Annotated in this window: 19 protein-coding genes; 14 read left to right on the forward strand and 5 right to left on the reverse strand. The window is 43.1% G+C overall.

Annotation, left to right across the window (positions count from 1 at the left end; all coding sequences use genetic code 11):
- Position 1 precedes the first annotated feature (1 nt).
- Positions 2 to 649: a DUF2959 domain-containing protein gene (locus CTN07_RS13805; RefSeq protein ID WP_005301955.1), complete on the reverse strand. Its 648-nt coding sequence runs from the start codon at positions 647 to 649 to the stop codon at positions 2 to 4.
- A 191-nt stretch (positions 650 to 840) separates the two neighbouring features.
- On the opposite strand from CTN07_RS13805, the gene CTN07_RS13810 reads away from it, so the two are divergent.
- From CTN07_RS13810 to CTN07_RS13820, 3 genes are read left to right on the forward strand one after another with little or no spacing between them, the layout of a single operon-like run.
- Positions 841 to 1,761, forward strand: a complete 921-nt coding sequence (locus CTN07_RS13810) for a virulence factor BrkB family protein (protein WP_050787774.1) — start codon at positions 841 to 843, stop codon at positions 1,759 to 1,761.
- Positions 1,758 to 2,195 carry a D-aminoacyl-tRNA deacylase gene (dtd, locus tag CTN07_RS13815; protein WP_036764570.1) on the forward strand — a complete coding sequence of 146 codons (438 nt, stop codon included), beginning with the start codon at positions 1,758 to 1,760 and terminating at the stop codon, positions 2,193 to 2,195. The genes CTN07_RS13810 and dtd overlap by 4 nt, the downstream gene beginning before the upstream one ends.
- A gap of 39 nt (positions 2,196 to 2,234) precedes the next feature.
- Positions 2,235 to 3,152 (forward strand): bifunctional GNAT family N-acetyltransferase/hotdog fold thioesterase, encoded by a 918-nt coding sequence (locus CTN07_RS13820; protein WP_005301948.1) that lies wholly within the window; start codon positions 2,235 to 2,237, stop codon positions 3,150 to 3,152.
- Here CTN07_RS13820 and CTN07_RS13825 read toward each other — a convergent pair.
- The 4 genes from CTN07_RS13825 to hslR form a co-directional block, all read right to left on the reverse strand.
- Entirely contained in the window at positions 3,110 to 5,065 is a 1,956-nt protein-coding gene (locus CTN07_RS13825) for an AsmA family protein (RefSeq protein ID WP_005301944.1), read from the reverse strand. The genes CTN07_RS13820 and CTN07_RS13825 overlap by 43 nt on opposite strands.
- Before the next feature lie 174 nt (positions 5,066 to 5,239).
- On the reverse strand, positions 5,240 to 6,871 hold the full coding sequence (gene pckA / locus CTN07_RS13830; RefSeq protein WP_036764568.1) for a phosphoenolpyruvate carboxykinase (ATP): 1,632 nt from the start codon (positions 6,869 to 6,871) through the stop codon (positions 5,240 to 5,242).
- A gap of 324 nt (positions 6,872 to 7,195) precedes the next feature.
- A complete protein-coding gene (gene hslO / locus CTN07_RS13835; RefSeq protein ID WP_005301939.1) occupies positions 7,196 to 8,074 on the reverse strand; it encodes an Hsp33 family molecular chaperone HslO in 879 nt (292 codons plus the stop codon).
- Between the two features lie 123 nt (positions 8,075 to 8,197).
- A complete protein-coding gene (hslR, locus tag CTN07_RS13840; protein ID WP_005301936.1) occupies positions 8,198 to 8,605 on the reverse strand; it encodes a ribosome-associated heat shock protein Hsp15 in 408 nt (135 codons plus the stop codon).
- Positions 8,606 to 8,898: 293 nt separating this feature from the next.
- Here hslR and gspC point away from each other — a divergent pair, with 293 nt between their 5' ends.
- From gspC to CTN07_RS13895, 11 genes are read left to right on the forward strand one after another with little or no spacing between them, the layout of a single operon-like run.
- Complete coding sequence (gspC, locus tag CTN07_RS13845) at positions 8,899 to 9,780, forward strand: type II secretion system protein GspC (protein ID WP_005301933.1); 882 nt, start codon at positions 8,899 to 8,901, stop codon at positions 9,778 to 9,780.
- A gap of 39 nt (positions 9,781 to 9,819) precedes the next feature.
- Positions 9,820 to 11,829 (forward strand): type II secretion system secretin GspD, encoded by a 2,010-nt coding sequence (gene gspD, locus CTN07_RS13850; protein WP_036764566.1) that lies wholly within the window; start codon positions 9,820 to 9,822, stop codon positions 11,827 to 11,829.
- On the forward strand, positions 11,829 to 13,334 hold the full coding sequence (gene gspE, locus CTN07_RS13855; RefSeq protein WP_005301927.1) for a type II secretion system ATPase GspE: 1,506 nt from the start codon (positions 11,829 to 11,831) through the stop codon (positions 13,332 to 13,334). Before gspD ends, gspE begins: the two co-directional genes overlap by 1 nt.
- Positions 13,335 to 14,555, forward strand: a complete 1,221-nt coding sequence (gene gspF / locus CTN07_RS13860) for a type II secretion system inner membrane protein GspF (protein ID WP_005301922.1) — start codon at positions 13,335 to 13,337, stop codon at positions 14,553 to 14,555. It abuts the gene before it with no gap.
- Between the two features lie 23 nt (positions 14,556 to 14,578).
- Complete coding sequence (gspG, locus tag CTN07_RS13865) at positions 14,579 to 15,019, forward strand: type II secretion system major pseudopilin GspG (protein WP_036764563.1); 441 nt, start codon at positions 14,579 to 14,581, stop codon at positions 15,017 to 15,019.
- Positions 15,020 to 15,025: 6 nt separating this feature from the next.
- Positions 15,026 to 15,607: a type II secretion system minor pseudopilin GspH gene (gspH, locus tag CTN07_RS13870; protein ID WP_005301914.1), complete on the forward strand. Its 582-nt coding sequence runs from the start codon at positions 15,026 to 15,028 to the stop codon at positions 15,605 to 15,607.
- Positions 15,604 to 15,966, forward strand: a complete 363-nt coding sequence (gene gspI, locus CTN07_RS13875) for a type II secretion system minor pseudopilin GspI (RefSeq protein ID WP_036764561.1) — start codon at positions 15,604 to 15,606, stop codon at positions 15,964 to 15,966. Before gspH ends, gspI begins: the two co-directional genes overlap by 4 nt.
- Entirely contained in the window at positions 15,950 to 16,606 is a 657-nt protein-coding gene (gene gspJ / locus CTN07_RS13880; RefSeq protein ID WP_005301910.1) for a type II secretion system minor pseudopilin GspJ, read from the forward strand. The genes gspI and gspJ overlap by 17 nt, the downstream gene beginning before the upstream one ends.
- Positions 16,606 to 17,610: a type II secretion system minor pseudopilin GspK gene (gene gspK / locus CTN07_RS13885; RefSeq protein ID WP_005301907.1), complete on the forward strand. Its 1,005-nt coding sequence runs from the start codon at positions 16,606 to 16,608 to the stop codon at positions 17,608 to 17,610. The genes gspJ and gspK overlap by 1 nt, the downstream gene beginning before the upstream one ends.
- Entirely contained in the window at positions 17,579 to 18,880 is a 1,302-nt protein-coding gene (gene gspL / locus CTN07_RS13890) for a type II secretion system protein GspL (RefSeq protein ID WP_225314503.1), read from the forward strand. The genes gspK and gspL overlap by 32 nt, the downstream gene beginning before the upstream one ends.
- Positions 18,877 to 19,356, forward strand: coding sequence for a type II secretion system protein M (locus CTN07_RS13895; RefSeq protein ID WP_036764559.1), 480 nt, complete (start codon positions 18,877 to 18,879; stop codon positions 19,354 to 19,356). The genes gspL and CTN07_RS13895 overlap by 4 nt, the downstream gene beginning before the upstream one ends.
- Position 19,357 lies beyond the last annotated feature (1 nt).

Genomic DNA, 19,357 nt, shown 5'->3' on the forward strand with positions numbered 1-19,357 from the left:
CTTACGCTTTTTTCAGATGAGAGATAAAGCGGTTAGATTCGGCAATTGCTGCGTTCATATCACGGATTGCCTGTTGAATCTCACGTTGCAGTGAATTGAATTCGCCTTGTAGAGAACCAATAGCCGCAGCGTTGAGGTTATGTTTTAGGTATAACGTATTGTCACGTAAGGTATCTAAAACGGGCTCCATTTTTTTCTCTGCTCGGTGCATAGAGGCAATCATTTTTTTGTATTGCGCTTTCGTTGCACTTAATTTTCGCTCACTGTCTCGGCGTAAAGTAGCACTTTTATAGAGTGATAATTCATCTTGCCATTCAGCAAACAGAGCTTCGGCAACATTCTCAATAGCATCGATACGGTCATTGACATTTTCTACCGCATCTTCGCTCGCTTGGTACTGATCATTGATGTTGTTATAAGCTGCTTCAAGTTCACCACCATCAAATTTGTGCAGTGCTTTTAATGCATCTAGCGCGCTGGTGAACTGCTTTTGTGCATCTTGCTGAGCTTCATTGGCGCTTTCTACTCGATCAACCATGATGTCGCGTTTATGCACGCCGACTTGTTCCATTGCTGAATAATAAGCACTTTGACAACCGGTTGTGGCAAGGGTGCTGAAGGTTAAAAAGAGTGCGAGCAAATAACGCATTGATAACTCCTAACAAGACTGACTGATAAACTCTGTACTGTTATTCTTCTGCTGAATAATCACGGCAGAGCAGTAAATATTTTTTATTACACTCATTATACTCAACTTATCTTGGTTTGCGTGCATCAAAGCGCGGTGTGACCATGATAATGCCAAGTTTTGACAAACAATTAAGAAAAAGTTTTCCGTTTATGGCTGACAACAAATCCAGTAACAAGTTGCATTTTACAACTCGAATATCCATGACTTTTGCCTATTTTCGCTACCTATTTCAGCGAATTAACCATGATCGCTTAACCGTAACCGCAGGTTCAATGGCTTATGTCACTCTCTTATCTTTAGTTCCCCTTATTACGGTTGTGCTATCGGCATTATCGAGTTTTCCCGTTTTTCAAGGCTTAGGAGAGGTGCTACAAAATTTTGTCATTGAGAATTTTGTTCCGGCAGCAGGAGAGGTGGTAAAGACCTATCTGAATCAGTTTGTTGCTAATGCCGGCAAAATGACCGCGGTAGGTATCGGTGCGCTGTTTGTGGTGGCAATGATGTTGATCTCATCAATTGATACCGCCTTGAACTATATTTGGCGAGTCAGCGAAAAACGTCGTCCTGTGATCTCGTTTTCTATCTATTGGATGGTGTTAACCTTAGGCCCGATATTAGTTGGCTCAAGTCTTGCTGTAAGCTCCTACTTGGGTTCTTTGAATATTATGGGCAGTGATGCCGTAAATGGCTTGTTGCAACAATCGCTGCGTTGGTTGCCAGTGATGATGTCGACCATGGCTTTTCTTGGCCTGTATCTCTTAGTCCCCAATACCAAAGTGCGCTTTCATCATGCGGTGATTGGCGCTGGATGTGCCAGTTTACTGTTTGAATTAAGTAAGAAAGGGTTTGCGCTATACATCACTAATTTTCCGTCTTATCAGGTTATTTATGGCGCCTTGGCTGTGATTCCGATTTTATTTGTTTGGGTGTATCTATGCTGGTGTATTGTGTTACTAGGAGCGGAGATTACAGCCAGTCTTGGTGAGCGAAAGCATTGGGATTTTACGCAAGTTGAGGCACAATCAGAGCCTGACTCCATTATCGAAACGACCACAAAGGATAAATTATGATAGCGCTTATTCAACGAGTTACAGAAGCCAGTGTGACTGTCGATGGTCAGGTAACAGGCGCCATAGGTAAAGGGCTATTAGTCCTACTTGGGGTCGAAAAAGGGGACGATGAAGCCAAAGCTCAACGTTTACGAGATAAAGTTTTAGGCTACCGCGTCTTTGAGGACGAGCAGGGAAAAATGAACCTTAATGTGCAGCAAGCTGGTGGTAGTGTGTTGGTTGTGTCGCAGTTTACGTTGGCCGCAGACACCAAAAGTGGTATGCGCCCAAGCTTCTCATCTGGTGCAGCGCCTGCTGATGCGGAACGTATGTATGAGTATTTTGTCCAATGTTGTAAGGATAAAAAAATTCAAACAGAAACAGGGATCTTTGCTGCAGACATGAAAGTGGCACTGCTTAACGATGGGCCGGTAACTTTCTGGTTGCAAGTCTAGTTCACATTTACTGCTAAAGGACGACGAGAGAGGGCTTTCATGTTTCGTTTAGTCACGCCACAATCAGAGCAAGAGCTTAAGCTATATTTTCATTTTCGTTGGCAAATGCTGCGCGAACCTTGGCAACTTCCTATCGGCTCAGAGCGCGATGCTTATGACGATTTAAGTTGTCACCGAATGATTTTAACTGATGCCGGAGAGGTTATTGCGATTGGCCGTTTGTATATGACCGCAGATAATGATGGCCAAATTCGCTATATGGCAGTTCATCCTGATTTTCGCCATCGCGGTATGGGAGCTGTAATACTAATGGCTCTTGAGGGGTTGGCACGCCAAGAAGGAGCAAAACGATTGGTGTGTAATGCCCGTGAAGATGCCATTCCATTTTATGTTCGTAATGGTTTTGTTAGCCAAGGTGAGCTTAGTGATGAGCGTGGGCCTGTGCGCCACCAACAAATGCTTAAACAACTAGAAGCCTTGTCTGATGTCGTCCGTCATCCCGATTGGTGTCAAGAGCTCCAGCAATTGTGGCTTAACCAGATCCCCATAAGCGATAAAATGGGGATTCGCATTCATCAATATACTGGCTATCGATTTGAAGTTGGTGCACTGTTTCATGCTAATTTAAACCCTAATGAATTTATGTTTGCAGGCAGTATTTTTACGATGGCGACATTGGCTGGGTGGGGTTTCCTTTGGATGTTATTAAAGGAACACAAATTTGCCGCCAATATTGTGCTAGTTGATAGTCATATCCGTTATCACAACCCGATTGCTGAACGTCCTCGTGCTATAACCTCGGTTGAGCAAGTTGAAGGTAATTTTGATCGATTAGCCAGAGGGCGTAAGACTAAAATTACCGTTGAGGTTTCTGTATATGGTGGCGACACATTAGCTTCGACGTTTACTGGGACTTACTTATTGCTTCCAGTACAAGATGATGCTGTTGTTACTTGAGATTTATCCTGTCGCCAGTGACGATTCAGTTGCTGGCAATCTTGAATAAGGTTGAGCTGTAAGTCGGTTTCTCTTTGGGTGAAATCCCACTGTCCAGTAAGAGTCCCACTTAGGGATGGGCTCTGCCAGTGCCATGGAGAGACAGAGGCAATACCGCGATTTAATTGTAGCTGTAAAGGCGCAATATCAATGGCGTGCGGTTTTGTATCTTTGGTGATCTTAGCCATTGCTTTTGGCTGCCATTGAGCTTGTTGCCAGTCTTGAAAATATTGCTGAGCACTAGCGATAAACTGATTATCACGCCATTGGGTGTAGATATGACCACTGAGACTGTAATCTAAGGCCGCTTTATCTGAGCTTAAACCGTGTAGTTGAATTTGATTATCCATTACTCCAGTTATAGGTAATGGTAGTTTCAGCCAAGCATGAAGTAAGCGGGTTGGCACAGAATCACCATTTATCGACAGCTGCCATGGCCGACCTGATTGGCTAAGTTCTATTTTTCCTGTGGCGCGTAATAATCCATCTTTAAACGGTAAAACTGCCCGCTTAAGTTGCCAGTTCCCCTGATCACTGCTCATTTCCATAATAGGATCGTTGAGTATGATTTGATTTATACTGCTAAAACTGCTGCTAACTGCTAGCTCGCCCTGCCATAGCTGCCAAAAATCTTTATGGTGCCAAGTTAGTTTATCTCCGGTGATATCCAGCCCAGCCATTTGTATTAACCAATCAGGATCGGTACTAGTGAGTAGCAGGTTAGAGGTATCCAGATGTTGAATTTCGATCTGTTGCCATGGCAAGTTAAGCTGTTGAAATTGAGTTAGCCAACCATTAGGTAATATCCATTTTATACCATTGATAATGACTTTTTTAAGCGACAAGGTCGTTGGTGTGATAGTGCCATTTAGATTGATATAGCCAGATAAAAGCTGACTTGATAAGCCAGAAATAATGAGCTGATCGGGTTGCAACTGCATATCGAGGATTGGATTATCAAAGGTGATGTGTTGCCATTGAATATTGTTGGCGCTAAGGGATATTTGCCCCTGCTGTTGCCAGAGATTTTTGGGCCAAGTGATATTTTCCAACGAGAGGTTGACGCCATTTGCGGTCAGTTGTTTTAGCTCTACACTGCTCTCTAATAGGTCAAAACGCTCAATGTCTAATGTGTTGATATATGGCTTGAGGGTGTCATTAAGAGAGTATAAAACCGAGTCTTGTTGTAGTTGTAACCCTTGTACCGTGAATTGAGCTAAGGTAAGGCGTTTTTCTTGCGGATAATAAATGGCCTGCCCACTGACTTGTGCATGTTGCCAAGTGAAAGAGAGACCATCAAAAAGCCATTTATCGGTCGTACTATGACGGCCATTTATAAGTAGCTGATTCAACTCTTGTTGGTGGTAATAAATGCGATCGGCACTGACAATAAATTCGCCCTGAAAGCTTTGCCACCACGGATATTGAGCAGATGAGTGCCAGTTATTGAGCTCAACCTTGCCACTTTTCATCACAAAGTTGGGGGTGAGCAGTGAAACGTCAGTTAAAGCCAGGCGCTTGGCGGCAAACGCAGGCAAAGTGAATTGACTTGGCTCTCTGTAGTTAATACCTGCGACTAGCACCGAATCAAATTGACGAGGGTGGGCAAGATTGGCCGACCACCATAGTTCAACGCGCTGAGCTATGGGTCTTGTTTGCTCTAAGCCTGACCATGAAGGGCCAATAAAGGTCATGTGCCAAGGCTGCTTAAGTGAGTAGCTGACTTGTTGAAATTGGATTGGATACGGTGAGTATGTGGCCACTCGGTTGATAATCGGAGTCGCAAACCGGCTTTGCAGCAGAGCGAGAGTTACGGTAATAAGCAATAGTAACAAGATTATCAATGTGACAATCCATTTCGCTAATATACGCATAAACACTTCCTTATTGCTGCTGTTTTATCTGATTGTATTACACCTACTTTGATTATTCTCTGAACATTTAAGTGATGGATGAACAGAACACATAAATAGTTGATCAGTTAGTTGTTTTAGACAATAAAAAAGCCTTCGCCACAAGACGAAGGCTTAATAGACTAGAGTGAACAATTAGTCGAGCTGAGGACCTGCTGCAACTAGATTTGCACCTTCAGTTGTATCTGTGTACTTATCAAAGTTATTAACAAAGCGCTCAGCTAAGTCTTTTGCTTTGCTTTCCCACTGTAGAGGATCTGTATAAGTATCACGAGGGTCAAGAATGTTGCTATCAACACCTGGAAGTGCTGTTGGAACTTCTAGATTGAAGATAGGGATATGCTTGGTTTGCGCTTTATCGATAGAGCCATCAAGGATTGCGTCAATAATGCCGCGAGTATCTTGAATCGAAATACGTTTGCCCGTGCCATTCCAGCCAGTATTAACTAGATACGCTTCTGCACCTGCAGCTTCCATGCGCTTAACTAAGACTTCTGCATACTTGGTTGGATGCAGAGTTAGGAACGCATTACCAAAACAAGCAGAGAATGTTGGCGTTGGTTCGGTAATACCACGTTCAGTACCTGCCAGTTTCGCGGTAAAGCCAGATAGGAAGTGATACTTGGTTTGTTCTGGAGTCAGTTTTGATACTGGAGGTAGAACACCGAATGCGTCAGCAGATAGGAAGATCACTTTATTAGCATGACCGCCTTTAGATACTGGCTTAACGATATTATCGATGTGGTAAATCGGGTAAGAAACACGAGTATTTTCTGTTTTCGAGCCGTCATTAAAGTCGATAGAGCCATCGCCACGTACGGTTACGTTTTCAAGTAGAGCGTCACGACGGATGGCATTGTAGATATCTGGCTCAGCTTCTTTTGATAGGTTAATTGTTTTAGCGTAACAACCGCCTTCAAAGTTGAACACGCCGTGGTCGTCCCAACCGTGTTCGTCATCACCGATTAGTGCTCGTTTTGGATCGGTTGAAAGTGTTGTTTTACCTGTGCCTGATAGGCCGAAGAAGACAGCCACATCGCCATTTTCGCCCATATTGGCAGAGCAGTGCATAGAAGCAATATCTCGTAGCGGTAGGAAGTAGTTCATCATAGCGAACATACCTTTTTTCATTTCACCGCCGTACCAAGTACCACCAATTAACTGCATCTTCTCGCTAAGATTAAACACGGTGAAGTTTTCAGAGTTCATGCCGTGCTCTTCCCATTTAGGGTTGGTGCACTTAGATCCGTTCATGATAACAAAATCTGGCTCAAAACCTTCAAGCTCAGCTTCGGTTGGACGGATGAACATGTTCTTCACAAAGTGAGCTTGCCATGCTACTTCAGTAATAACTCGAATGCATAAACGAGTATCTGGGTTTGCACCGCAGTAACCGTCAACTACAAATAGACGCTTACCAGATAACTGATCAGTAACAAGAGCTTTTAGATCATTCCAAGCTTCTTGGCCTAATGCTTTGTTATCGTTCGTACCTTGATCAGCCCACCACATTGTGTCGCGAGTGGTGTCATCTTTTACGATAAACTTATCTTTTGGCGAACGGCCAGTAAAGATACCAGTATCTACTGCAACTGCCCCTAGCTCAGTTACGACACCTTTTTCATATCCTTCCAGACCTGGTTTGGTTTCTTCTTCGAACAACATTTCGTAAGAAGGGTTACGAACCACCTCTGTAACATTCTTGATACCGTATTGAGATAAATCCATATTTATTGCAACCTTTTTTTCGACGTCCATAGTAGTCATAGGTGCTCCTTGGGTAAGATGTTGTTTAACTGTTGACCATGCTAACAACCCTAACGAGGTAAATCAGGGAGCTTTATCAAAAAATAACCATTCAAATGTTAAGGTTAAGTAAAAGTCTTAATATTTGTTGGAGTGGTTAGTTTACACAGATGTAAAACGATTGCGCTAGATCCAAAAATTAATATTTTGGTTAAAAGAAGTGCAGTGTTGGCAGCAATTTTGCGTCTAAATGGGGAGTTTTCGGGCTAGAAATAAAAAAATAGCCAGAACGAATCTGGCTATTTAAGCAATACATTAGGGTGCTTTTATCGTGAGACGAATTAATTAATGCACTTGTTCGTTATTGGTGTCTTGACCATTTTCAAATAGGTTCGCCACATCAATACTGTCAAAATTGTAGCTAGTACCACAGTAATCACAGTGTAGAGATACTTTACCTTCTTGAGCCACAATCGCATCTACTTCTGCACGATCAATAGAACGAATAGCTGATGCACTACGCTCACGAGAACAACCACAGAAGAAGCTTACTGGTTGTGGTTCAAACAATTTCACTTCTTCTTGGTGGTATAAACGGTATAGAACATCTTGTGCATCTAAACCGAACAGTTCTTCATCTTTAACTGTTTCGGTTAGCGCTTCTAGATGTTCAAAATCACCTTCATTACCTTGTTCATCCGGTAGGATCTGTAGCAACATACCAGCCGCTTTGGCTTGACCTTCAAATTCACCAGTACGTAACAGGATTCGAGTCTTTAACTGCTCTGAATTTTTAAAGTAGCTTTCTAAACATTCTGCAAGTGTATCGCCTTCAAGACCAACCACACCTTGGTAACGCTCACCCTTAGTTGGAGTGATAGTGATAACTAAATAGCCTTTACCCATTAGCTCATGGATATTGTTAATTGCAGGAATTTCACCTTCAAAACGAGCAACACCACGTAATTTTTGATCGTGATCGCCGTTAATTACCGCAAGACTAACAGGACCGTCACCTTGTAGCTGGACTGTGATAGAACCTTCAAACTTTAAGGTTGCAGTGAGTAGGCTAGTGGCAACCAATAGTTCACCTAATAGGTTTTGAATCGGTGCTGGATACTCTTTGCTAGCAATGATTTGTTGGTAAGTGTCGCCTAATTGAACCAGTTCACCACGAACGGACACACCATCAAATAGGTAGCGGTAAAGATTATCAGTTGTCATTGTTTTTTCTCCGGCAAGGGATCTTAGTAACAGCGCTGTGCTCGATTATGTATTGTAGAGCAAATGGATGATAACACCTGCTTTTGCCGCTGAACTTTATAATCGATATCAACTCTAATAGCGCTAGTTATTAACGTTCTTAAATTTAATTATATCGCGACGTTGTTTTTTATCTGGTCGCTTTTCAGGACTTGGGCTTCCGAGAGCATTTAGTTTACGTAACTGAGCATTACGTTCTCGTTGCTCAATACTGCTGTCGGTTTCCTGATATAAAGTTTGTGCTTCAGGAGCGCCACGACGCGCCGCTGAAATTTTTTCTATGGTAACGGTTTTTTCATCGTTACCTTGGCGTAATTTAATTTCAGCTCCAACTTCAACGATCTTACTTGGCTTAGAGCGCTGACCATTGTATTGCACTTTACCGCCTTCAATCATTGAACGTGCGATAGAGCGTGTTTTATAGAAACGAGCCGCCCATAGCCATTTATCAAGACGGACGGCGTCCTCTACTGAGGGAGTTTGTCGACTCATAAGAATCCTTAATAACTCTATGGGATTATTGTCGTGTATGTATCAGTTTAAGCTTAATGCTTTCTGTCTCTCTACTAAATGGTGATCTTGCCCCTAAATTTCAATCGTAGATACGAGAAAAAGTTGGTTTTTATCATTTCATCGTAGAACAATGGACGAATTTAGCTTTTTTCTAGGCTTTTCTCGCTCAACCTAACTTATATGAGTTGTTATGCACCTTTCTGTTCATAACTCTAGGTGAATTAATGGTGATAAGCGTACAATAGCGTTTCATCGCAAAAATGGATCAAATCATGGTTGTTTTCAAACAGTTAAATCAATTTAAAATGCACTCTCCTATGCCTATAGCTAAAGTGGCACAAATAGTTACTTTGCTGTTGGTGATTTGGTTTGGTTGGATTTTGGGTCGATTAGTCTGGACTGTTATCCAACCTGCAGAAACGGTCACCTCTTGGCAGCCTAGTCAGACACAATCTGTTGGCCAACAGCAGAAATTCCCAGTTGCTGACCTAATTGCTATGAACTTATTTGGTCTTTACCAGCAATCAGCTCAACCTGTGGCAACACCAGTTAAGCAAGATGCACCTGAAACACGATTGAATTTAACCCTCAATGGTGTCGTTGCCAGTTCTAACCCAGAGAAAGCGTTAGCCATTATTACCAATCAAGGTAAGCAAAATACCTATGGCTTAAATGAAGCGATTAAAGGGACTCGGGCAACATTACAAGCTGTGTACGCTGATCGCGTTATTATTCGCAATAGCGGCAGCGATGAAACATTAATGCTTGATGGTGTTAAGTTCTCAAAAACATCAACAGCAACACAACCTACGGCTCCTGTAACTACTCAGTCATCAAGTTCATCTGGTGAGCTTGAAAAAATTAAAGCCGAAATAATGAAAAACCCACAGAACTTGTTCAGTTATATCCGCCTGTCACAGGTTAAAAATGATGGCAAGTTGATGGGATACCGAGTGAATCCAGGTAAGAATAAGATTCTGTTTGATGAGGTTGGTTTGGAGCCAAATGATCTTGCTGTCACTCTAAATGGCAATGATCTAACTGATCCTACGGTCATGACCAAGTTATGGTCGGAATTATCACAGGCATCAAGCTTTACACTAGGTGTTGAGCGTGATGGCCAACTACACGATATCTATATTGAGTTGCAATGATTGTAGCTTATGAGACATGCGAATACGCAGGAGTTTTTTGTGAGAAAGTTAGTGAGTAAGAGCGCAGTGTGGTTAGCCAGTAGCCTGCTCTGCAGCTCTGCACTGGCGAGTGAATATAGCGCTAGTTTTAAGAGTACCGATATTCAAGAATTTATTAATGTGGTTGGACGTAATTTACAAAAAACCATCATTGTTGATCCATCGGTACGTGGGCAAGTTAATGTCCGCAGTTACGATCTATTAAACGATAAACAGTATTACAGCTTTTTCCTTAATGTGCTGGAAGTGTACGGTTATGCTGTCGTAACAATGCCTGATGGTGTGCTTAAGGTCATTCGTAGTAAAGATGCGAAAACGTCAGCGATTCCAGTGGTTGGCTCAGACAGCAAAACCTACGGCGATGAAGTCGTTACTCGGGTTATTGCGGTAAAAAATGTCTCTGTACGTGAGCTTTCTCCGTTGCTACGTCAGCTCAATGATAATGCAGGTGCCGGTAACGTGGTTCACTATGATCCGGCTAATATCATTATGATTACGGGCCGAGCTGCGGTGGTAAATCGCTTAGCTGAAATCATTGAGCGTGTTGACCGTGCTGGTAATAAAGATGTTACTATTGTTTCTCTGAACAACGCCTCAGCCTCTGAAATGGTACGTATTGTTGAATCGTTAAATAAGAGTGCTGATAAGTCAGTACCTGAATTTTTGGTTCCTAAAGTGGTTGCTGATGATCGCACCAATTCAGTTTTAATTTCAGGTGATCCTAAAGTTCGAGCTCGCCTTAAGACCCTTATTCATCAGCTTGACCGTGAAATGGCCACTCGAGATGATAACCAAGTTATTTATCTTAAGTATGCTAAAGCCGAAGATCTGTTAGAAACCCTAACTGGCATTTCTGAGAATTTGCAGGCTAAAGAAGGTGGTCAGGCCAAGTCTGCTTCTAGCAGTAAAAATGAGGTGAGTATTAATGCTGATAAAGGCACGAACTCACTGGTTATCTCTGCGCCGCCAGATCTAATGCGTAAGTTAAAAGATATTATTAGTCAGCTCGATATTCGTCGTGCTCAGGTTCATATTGAAGCCATGATTGTGGAAGTTCAAGAAGGTGATGGCCTGAACTTTGGTGTGCAATGGGGCTCCGAAGATGGCGGTATTATTCAGTATGGTAACTCGCCTGTGGGTATCGGTAGCTACATGGTGGCGAAAAAAGAAGCCGAAGATCAGACCAAAGTTGAAACTCGCTATGACTCTGATGGTAAGCCATATACTTACGAAACTAAGGAATCAGGTGATTACTCATCGTTAGCAAAACTGCTTGGTGGGGTGAACGGTACTGCTGTTGCTATTGCCATGGGAGACTGGACTGCACTAGTAAATGCGGTGCGCACAAATCGTAATGCAAACGTACTTTCAACGCCGAGTATTACGGTACTTGATAACCAAGAAGCAGAGCTTTCTGTTGGTCAAGAGGTTCCTGTTCAAACGGGTTCAACGTCAAGTTCTAACAACGACAACCCATTTACAACGGTTGAGCGTAAAGATGTTGGTATTCAATTAACGGTAACGCCACAGATTAACGAAGGCGATTCTGTAAAACTGGATATTAAGCAGGTTGTTTCTCAAGTTGCAGATGCTCAAGGTGCAGTTGATATTCGTTTTGATAAGCGAGAGCTAAATACAGCAGTATTAGTAAAAGACGGCAGCATGATTGCGCTTGGTGGCATGATGCAGGAGAAGGCGTTAGAGTCTGAATCTAAAGTGCCAATTCTAGGTGATATTCCTGTTTTAGGTTCGCTATTCCGTTCAACCAACAATGAAACGGTTAAGACCAATCTACTTATCTTTATTAAGCCAACCATTATCCGTGATGGCATGACAGCTGACGGTATTACGCAACGTAAATACAACTACATTCGTGCCCAACAGTTATACGAAGCAGAGAAAGGCATGCGTCTACTGGATAAAGATAAGCCTGTATTACCAAGATATGGTGATGATATGGATCTGCCAGCAGAAGTTCGCGCCTTTGTTTCTCAATTGGAGCATAAATAATGGATTTGACACCTTCTGTCGATCATCCATTGCCGAGCCTAACCCGGTTACCTTTCTCGTTTGCTAAGCGTCATAAAGTGGTGCTTGAGTATAACGAGCAAGGGTTACACCTATTCTACAGCAGCCCATTATCGGCTGCTGTACTGGCTGAAATTCGTCGAGTCACAGAATCAAGTTTTATGGCGGTTGAACTCACCGCTGAAGACTTTGAGCAGAAGCTGACCGAGAGTTATCAGCGAGATTCATCAGAAGCTCGTCAGTTAATGGAAGATCTGGGTTCAGATTCCGATGACTTTTTCTCTCTGGCTGAAGAATTACCAGAAACAGAAGACTTGTTAGAGTCGGAAGATGATGCACCTATCATTAAACTGATTAATGCCATGTTAGCTGAAGCGATCAAAGAGTCGGCTTCGGATATCCACATTGAAACCTTTGAAAAAGTGCTGTCTATTCGTTTCCGAGTCGATGGTGTGTTACGTGAAGTGCTCCAGCCAAGCCGTAAATTAGCGCCGCTGTTAGTCTCTCGTATTAAGGTTATGGCAAAACTGGATATCGCTGAAAAACGTGTACCACAAGATGGTCGTATCTCCTTACGTATCGGTGGCCGTGCAGTGGATGTGCGTGTATCGACTATGCCATCTTCTCATGGCGAGCGCGTTGTACTGCGTTTGCTTGATAAAAATGCTACGCGATTGGATCTTCACAGTTTAGGTATGACTCCAAGTATTCATACCAATTTTAGTAAGATCATCCAACGACCTCACGGCATTATTTTGGTGACGGGCCCTACAGGTTCCGGTAAATCCACCACTTTGTATGCTGGTTTGCAGGAGCTTAATAGTCCAGATCGTAATATTTTGACCGTTGAAGACCCGATTGAATTTGATATTGATGGTATCGGTCAAACTCAAGTTAATAGCAAAGTGGATATGACCTTTGCTCGTGGCTTGCGTGCGATTCTTCGTCAAGACCCTGATGTGGTAATGATTGGTGAGATCCGTGATTTAGAAACGGCTGCGATTGCGGTTCAAGCTTCATTGACAGGTCACATGGTATTGTCAACGCTGCACACCAATACTGCAGTGGGTGCTATCACTCGTTTACGCGATATGGGTATTGAACCATTTTTGATTTCATCATCACTTTTAGGGGTATTGGCACAACGTCTGATTCGAACCTTATGTCAGCAGTGTCGAGAGCCTTATCTAGCCGATAATGAACAGAAAAAACTGTTTGGTCTCTCTGAGCAAGAAGAGTTAACGCTGTATCGTCCGTGTGGTTGTGAGCACTGTAATGGCAAGGGATACCGTGGTCGTACTGGTATCCACGAGCTGTTATTGGTAGATGATAAAGTGCAAGAGTTGATTCATGCGGAAGCGGGTGAGCAAGCAATTGAACAATATATCCGCCATACCACACCAAGCATTCGAGCTGATGGTTTGAGTAAAGTGCGCGCTGGTATCACAACGTTAGAAGAAGTGATGCGAGTAACAAAGGAAGGGTAAATGGCGGCATTTGAATATAAAGCACTCGACAGCAAAGGACGACAGAAAAAAGGGGTAATGGAAGGCGATACCGCTCGCCAAGTACGCCAATTATTGCGTGAAAAGGGGATGGTGCCGCTGGAAGTGACCCAAACCCAAGCGCAAAGTAAAAAGGGTTCGGGGCCCAGCTTTCATTTTCGTCGCGGTATCAGCACCAATGAATTGGCATTGATCACCCGTCAGATTGCAACGTTAGTACAAGCATCCATGCCACTTGAAGAGTGTTTAAAAGCCGTTGCCGAACAAAATGAAAAGCCAAGGCTGAAAAATATTTTGTTAGCGGTACGCTCTCGTGTGGTTGAAGGCTACACCTTAGCTGACAGCATGGCCGAATTCCCTCATATTTTTGACCAGCTGTTTCGCGCTATGGTGGCGGCTGGCGAAAAATCAGGCCATCTTGATGCGGTGTTAAATCGTTTGGCCGATTATGCGGAAAATCGCCAGCAAATGCGCAGTAAGTTACAGCAAGCGATGATTTATCCAACCATGCTGACGTTGATTGCCATTTCGGTCGTGTCATTTTTGCTTGCGACCGTGGTACCTAAAATTGTCGATCAATTTGTGCGTACTGGTCAGCCACTGCCAACGATTACTGAGGTTTTGTTAGCGGCCAGTAATTTTGTTCAGCATTGGGGACTTCTAGTACTGGTGGTGATTGCAGTTGTGGTCTTTGGAGTGAAGTATGCGCTAAAGAAGCCGAGCTTTCGCCTAAAGTGGGATCGTACTGTGTTGCACCTGCCTGTGATCGGTAAAGTGGCTCGCGGTTTAAGTACTTCCCGTTTTGCTCGTACGCTATCAATTTGTACCTCAAGTGCAATTCCTCTGTTAGATGGTATGAAAGTGGCGTCTGATGTTATGACCAATACTTATGTCCATCAGAAAATTCTTGAGGCTTCTGACAAAGTTCGTGAAGGGGTAAGTTTACGTTTGTCTCTAGAGCAGAGTAAGCTTTTCCCGCCAATGATGCTGCATATGATCGCCAGTGGTGAACGCAGTGGCGAATTGGAGCAGATGTTAACTCGTGCTGCCGATAACCAAGACCGAGATTTTGAATCTTTGGTGAACATGGCGCTGGGTGTCTTTGAACCGCTATTGATTGTGGCAATGGCGGGTATCGTTATGTTTATCGTGATCGCAACCTTAATGCCAATCATTGAATTAAATAACATGGTTGGGATGTAACTGTATTTATGGAGAAAGCAGAAATGCAACAGAAACAACGTGGTTTTACCTTACTTGAAGTCATGGTCGTTATCGTGATTTTGGGTGTTCTAGCAAGCTTAGTTGTCCCTAACTTGCTTGGTAACAAAGAGAAAGCCGATCAGCAAAAAGTAGTAACAGATATTAGTGCGCTTGAGCAATCTCTGGATATGTATAAGTTGGATAACAGTGTCTACCCAACGACCGATCAGGGTTTAGAAGCTCTAGTATCAAAACCATCTTCTTCTCCTGAGCCTCGTAACTACCGTGAAGGTGGCTACATTAAGCGTTTACCGCAAGACCCTTGGGGTAATGACTACCAATACGTTGCCCCAGGTGAGCACGGTGCTGTTGATATCTTCAGCCTAGGTGCTGATGGTCAAGAAGGCGGTGAAGGTATCAATACTGATATCGGTAACTGGAACATGCTGGATTATAAAAAGTAAATTGTTATGAGTTTGAAGCGTGCAGCAGGCTTTACCCTGATTGAGATTATGCTGGTGATGGTGTTACTGGCATTAAGTTCGGTCGCCGTCATTATGACTATGCCTAAAAATCAGAATGATGAAGCTAAAAACGAGGCTGTACGCTTCTATCAACTCAGCCAATTACTGAGTGAAGATGCGATGTTGACTGGACGTGATTATGGCATTGATGTTTCAGCACATCGTTATCATTTTGTTGAGCTAACCCAAGATGGTTGGCAAGAAATAAAAGAAAAAACAAAATATTACAATCAAGTAGAAACGCCGAAAGCCATCACCTTAGTGTATGAAAAAGGGGGCGAATGGCAGAAAAAAGATCGGCTGTTTAAGCAAGATAAATTGTTTTCTCAAGAGGATCTATTTGAAAAAGATCCTGATGAGAAAAAGCGCAAGCCACCGCAAATAGTGGTGATGGCCAGTGGTGAAATCACCCCATTTACGGTGAGTTTTGAGACCAGTGGCGAGCATCAATATTGGCGTGTTGTCGCAACGGAAATTGGCGATGTGAAATTGCTAGAGCCAGGGCAAGAGCTAGAGATAAAAAAATGAGTCAGCAACGGGGATTTACGTTATTAGAAGTGCTGGTGGCATTGGCAATCTTTGCGGTTGCGGCTCTAAGTATTATGAAAGCGGTCAGCCAGCATTTAAATACGGTGAGCTATCTAGAAGAAAAGACGTTTGCATCAATGGTTGCTGATAATCAACTGGCGCAGTTGCAGTTAAGCGGTGAGATCCCAAGCAGTACTAAGCGAGGAAAATCCGAATTAGCCGGACGAGAGTGGTATTGGACCATTAAATCGACCAAAACTGCCGATGGTTATTTAAAAGCAGTGGATGTCTCCGTTGCAACCGACAAACAACAAAAATATTCCGTATTAACAGTTAGAACTTATGTCGCGAATAAATAACCTACATTCAGCTCGAAACAAGGGCTTTACCTTACTCGAAGTGTTAGTTGCCATTGGTGTTTTTGCCATGTTGAGTTTATCTGCGTATCAGGTGCTAAATGGCGTACAACGCAGCAATGTGCAATCACAAGAGCATAATCAGCGTATTAGTGAGATTCAGCGAGCGATGATTATTATGGGGAATGATTTTAGCCAAATTGTTGCCCGACAAACCCGTTCTAACGATGAAGAACCGAGTAAAAAATTGGTGGAATCGGGGGAGTATCTTCTTGATTCATCAAGCCAAGGTATTCTGTTTGTTCGCGATGGTTGGCAAAATCCAGAAGCGATGTTCCCTCGCGGCGATGTAACGAAAGTTGGTTATCGTATTGTGGATGATAACTTGGAGCGTGTTTGGTTTCGTTATCCAGATAATACCGCTGGCACTGAACCTCTAGTGAAAGTGATTTTACCCAATGTCACTGAGATGAAGTTGGAATTTTATACCAATAAACGTTGGATAAAAAATTGGGACAGTGAAGGTAAATTACCCGACGGGATTAAAGTTACGTTAAAACTGAAAGACTTTGGTGATATAGACCGAGTGTTTGTGTTACCAAAATCAGAGCTTGAGAATGAGCAGAATAAGGCGGAGTCCTAATGAAAAAGCAGCAAGGTGTTGCGCTCATTGTGGTACTGCTTCTTGTTGCCTTAATGAGTTTAATTGCTAGTCAAATGACCGAGCGGTTACAAAAGAATTTTTATCGAGTGGAAAGCCAAATTTTACATCAGCAAACCTATTGGTATGGTTTCGGTATTGAAGCATTGGCCAAAGTGGCAATTGAACAGAGTTTAAAAGACAGTGATACCGCAACACTGAACCAGCCATGGGCAACCAAAGATCGGACTTATCCATTAGATAATGGCGATGTCACCGGCACCATTATCGATCGTCAAGCTTGCTTTAATTTAAATGCCTTAGCAAAAGTGAAATCTACGACCGACGGTAAGAAACCTTATTTGGTTGGAGTGCTACAAACCTTATTAGAAGACTCTGGGGTAGAGAGCTATGCGACTGAAACTATTGCTGATTCGAGTTGGGAGTTTGTTGATAGTGATGATGCCGTTCAATCGGCTACTGGTGCTGAAGACAGCACTTATGCTGGGTTAAGCCCTGCTTATTTACCGCCCGACAGTTTGCTTGCTAATGTGACTGAGTTTCGTGCTGTAAACGGTGTGACAGCGAAGATTTATAATGAAGTTTCACCGCTTTTATGTGCGCTTCCCACCACTGAATTTAAACTTAACGTGAATACGCTAGATAAACGCGATGCACCTCTTCTTGCCGCGATGTTTGCACCAAATTTATCGGTGAGCGATGCTGAAAAACTTATTGCAGATCGCCCCTATAATGGTTGGGATAAAGTGGAAGATTTTCTTGCTGAATCGGTAATTAAATCGGTTAGCCAAGATACAGTTAAAAAGGCCAAAGCGCATTTAGATGTGACCAGCCATTATTTTCAGTTAGATGCTGAAATCAACGTTGATCGCATGCATATGCGTTTGGTCAGCTTATTAAAACGAGATGATAAAAATAAGGTGACGGTTGTTCGTCGCCAGTATGGAGGAATCCGTGAGCGAATTTCTGACGATAAGGCTGAGTAGCCAAAGTACCAGTCCGGTGCAATGGCTGGTCTGGTCGCCAACAGAGCGGGAAGTGATCGCATCGGGTCAATTACCAGACAGTTCACATTTAGGTGATCTCACGGAATATGCAGCACAACGTCCCGTGTATGTAGTTGTGCCGACCAGTGAAATGTTGCTTACTCAAGTAACAATTCCTGCGGGTAGTAGTCGTCAATTAAGTGCTGTTTTACCGTATTTACTTGAAGAAGAGTTGGCACAAGATGTTGAGTCTTTGCATGTTCAACTGCTAAAACGCGAGAAAGATATTGCCAGTGTTGCCGTAGTTGAACACAGTAAAATGGCTTATTGGCTCGAACAGTTCAAACAACATCATTTTGAAGTGCGTAAGTTATTACCCGATAGCTTATGTCTGCCTCTGTTTAATGATGGTTATAGTGCTGCACAGCTAGAACAACAGTGGTTAATTCGCCAATCAGAAACGTTGGGAATTAATGTTGAGATCAGCTGGTTAGATGCATGGCTAAGTGCACAAAAAGCGCCAATTGTTTTAACGAAAGATGAGCAAGATGAATCAACAGAAGAGAGTGCTGCTGAAGGTGAAATTATTGCTACCACTGAAGCAATAGCAGCACAGGACGAAGATTTATCTCAGGTCATCATTCACCATTATACGCCGGCTCCTGAGGTACAGTTGGGTCGTTGGCGAGCTGAAACACCAGAGCTGGTGATGCAGTTGCTGGCTCAAGGTGCTGAGAGCTCAAAGCTTAATTTATTATCTGGCGCGTATAAGCCACAAGCGGCTTGGCGTAAGCACTTACTACCATGGCGAAAAGTGGCTATTGCAGCAGGTTTAGTCTTGACCGCATTGGTGGCTGAACATGTGATTGCGGTGAATCAGATGGAAAATCAAGCTCAAGCCTATCGTACTGAGAGTGAGCGCATTTTCCGTCAGGTGTTACCGCAATTTAAACGCATTCCATCGCAAAGTTATCTACGTAATCAGATGAAGCGTGCCGTTGCGAGTATGGGGGGCGAACAACAGCAAGGTTTGCTGACTTGGCTTCTTGAACTGCAACCTATGTTAAAACAAGTGTCACAGATGCAGTTCACCAATTTCAAATACGATCAAAAACGCGGTGAGCTGCGTATTCAGGCAAATTCAACCGATTTCCAACATTTTGAAAAATTGCGTACGTTATTAGCAAAAGATTTTACGGTTGAGCAAGGCCAATTAAGTAAAGAAGATGGCCGAGTAAATGGTGCCTTTGTACTAAGGAGACACGGATGAAAGCATGGTGGAAATCCTTAAGCCAACGTGAGCAGCGATTAGTGATGGGGGCCGGGGGTGCTTGTCTACTTGCTGTCTTATATTGGGGGATCTGGCAACCAATGACTCAGCGTGCCGAGATGGCTGAGCGAAACCTAAATTCTCAGCGTCAGTTATTGTCTTGGGTGCAAACAAAAGCCAATCAGATTGCAGCATATAAGCAAGCAGGTGGCGCGGTTGCCGTTAGTGACAAAGGTTTAAGCCAAGTTGTGAACGAAACGACATCACGCTATAAAATTGAGCTGATTCGTATGCAGCCTCGTGATAACGATAGCGCGCTACAGGTGTGGGTTAAGCCATTACCGTTTAATGCTTTAGTAAACTGGCTTACTGTACTGCAAGAGCAATATGGTATTGATGTGCAGTTTATTGATGTTACGAAGGGTGAGCGAGATGGAACCGTTGAAGTGAATCGATTGCAATTAGGACGAAGTTAAC

This window comes from Photobacterium damselae (assembly GCF_003026815.1).
Taxonomy (GTDB): domain Bacteria; phylum Pseudomonadota; class Gammaproteobacteria; order Enterobacterales; family Vibrionaceae; genus Photobacterium; species Photobacterium damselae.

Excerpts from the sequence above, each read along its gene's own strand:
- CTN07_RS13805 (WP_005301955.1), bottom strand. The coding sequence starts at position 649 with ATGCGTTATTTGCTCGCACTCTTTTTAACCTTCAGCACCCTTGCCACA.
- CTN07_RS13810 (WP_050787774.1), top strand. The coding sequence starts at position 841 with ATGGCTGACAACAAATCCAGTAACAAGTTGCATTTTACAACTCGAATA.
- dtd (WP_036764570.1), top strand. The coding sequence starts at position 1,758 with ATGATAGCGCTTATTCAACGAGTTACAGAAGCCAGTGTGACTGTCGAT.
- CTN07_RS13820 (WP_005301948.1), top strand. The coding sequence starts at position 2,235 with ATGTTTCGTTTAGTCACGCCACAATCAGAGCAAGAGCTTAAGCTATAT.
- CTN07_RS13825 (WP_005301944.1), bottom strand. The coding sequence starts at position 5,065 with ATGCGTATATTAGCGAAATGGATTGTCACATTGATAATCTTGTTACTA.
- pckA (WP_036764568.1), bottom strand. The coding sequence starts at position 6,871 with ATGACTACTATGGACGTCGAAAAAAAGGTTGCAATAAATATGGATTTA.
- hslO (WP_005301939.1), bottom strand. The coding sequence starts at position 8,074 with ATGACAACTGATAATCTTTACCGCTACCTATTTGATGGTGTGTCCGTT.
- hslR (WP_005301936.1), bottom strand. The coding sequence starts at position 8,605 with ATGAGTCGACAAACTCCCTCAGTAGAGGACGCCGTCCGTCTTGATAAA.
- gspC (WP_005301933.1), top strand. The coding sequence starts at position 8,899 with ATGGTTGTTTTCAAACAGTTAAATCAATTTAAAATGCACTCTCCTATG.
- gspE (WP_005301927.1), top strand. The coding sequence starts at position 11,829 with ATGGATTTGACACCTTCTGTCGATCATCCATTGCCGAGCCTAACCCGG.
- gspF (WP_005301922.1), top strand. The coding sequence starts at position 13,335 with ATGGCGGCATTTGAATATAAAGCACTCGACAGCAAAGGACGACAGAAA.
- gspG (WP_036764563.1), top strand. The coding sequence starts at position 14,579 with ATGCAACAGAAACAACGTGGTTTTACCTTACTTGAAGTCATGGTCGTT.
- gspH (WP_005301914.1), top strand. The coding sequence starts at position 15,026 with ATGAGTTTGAAGCGTGCAGCAGGCTTTACCCTGATTGAGATTATGCTG.
- gspI (WP_036764561.1), top strand. The coding sequence starts at position 15,604 with ATGAGTCAGCAACGGGGATTTACGTTATTAGAAGTGCTGGTGGCATTG.
- gspJ (WP_005301910.1), top strand. The coding sequence starts at position 15,950 with ATGTCGCGAATAAATAACCTACATTCAGCTCGAAACAAGGGCTTTACC.
- gspK (WP_005301907.1), top strand. The coding sequence starts at position 16,606 with ATGAAAAAGCAGCAAGGTGTTGCGCTCATTGTGGTACTGCTTCTTGTT.
- CTN07_RS13895 (WP_036764559.1), top strand. The coding sequence starts at position 18,877 with ATGAAAGCATGGTGGAAATCCTTAAGCCAACGTGAGCAGCGATTAGTG.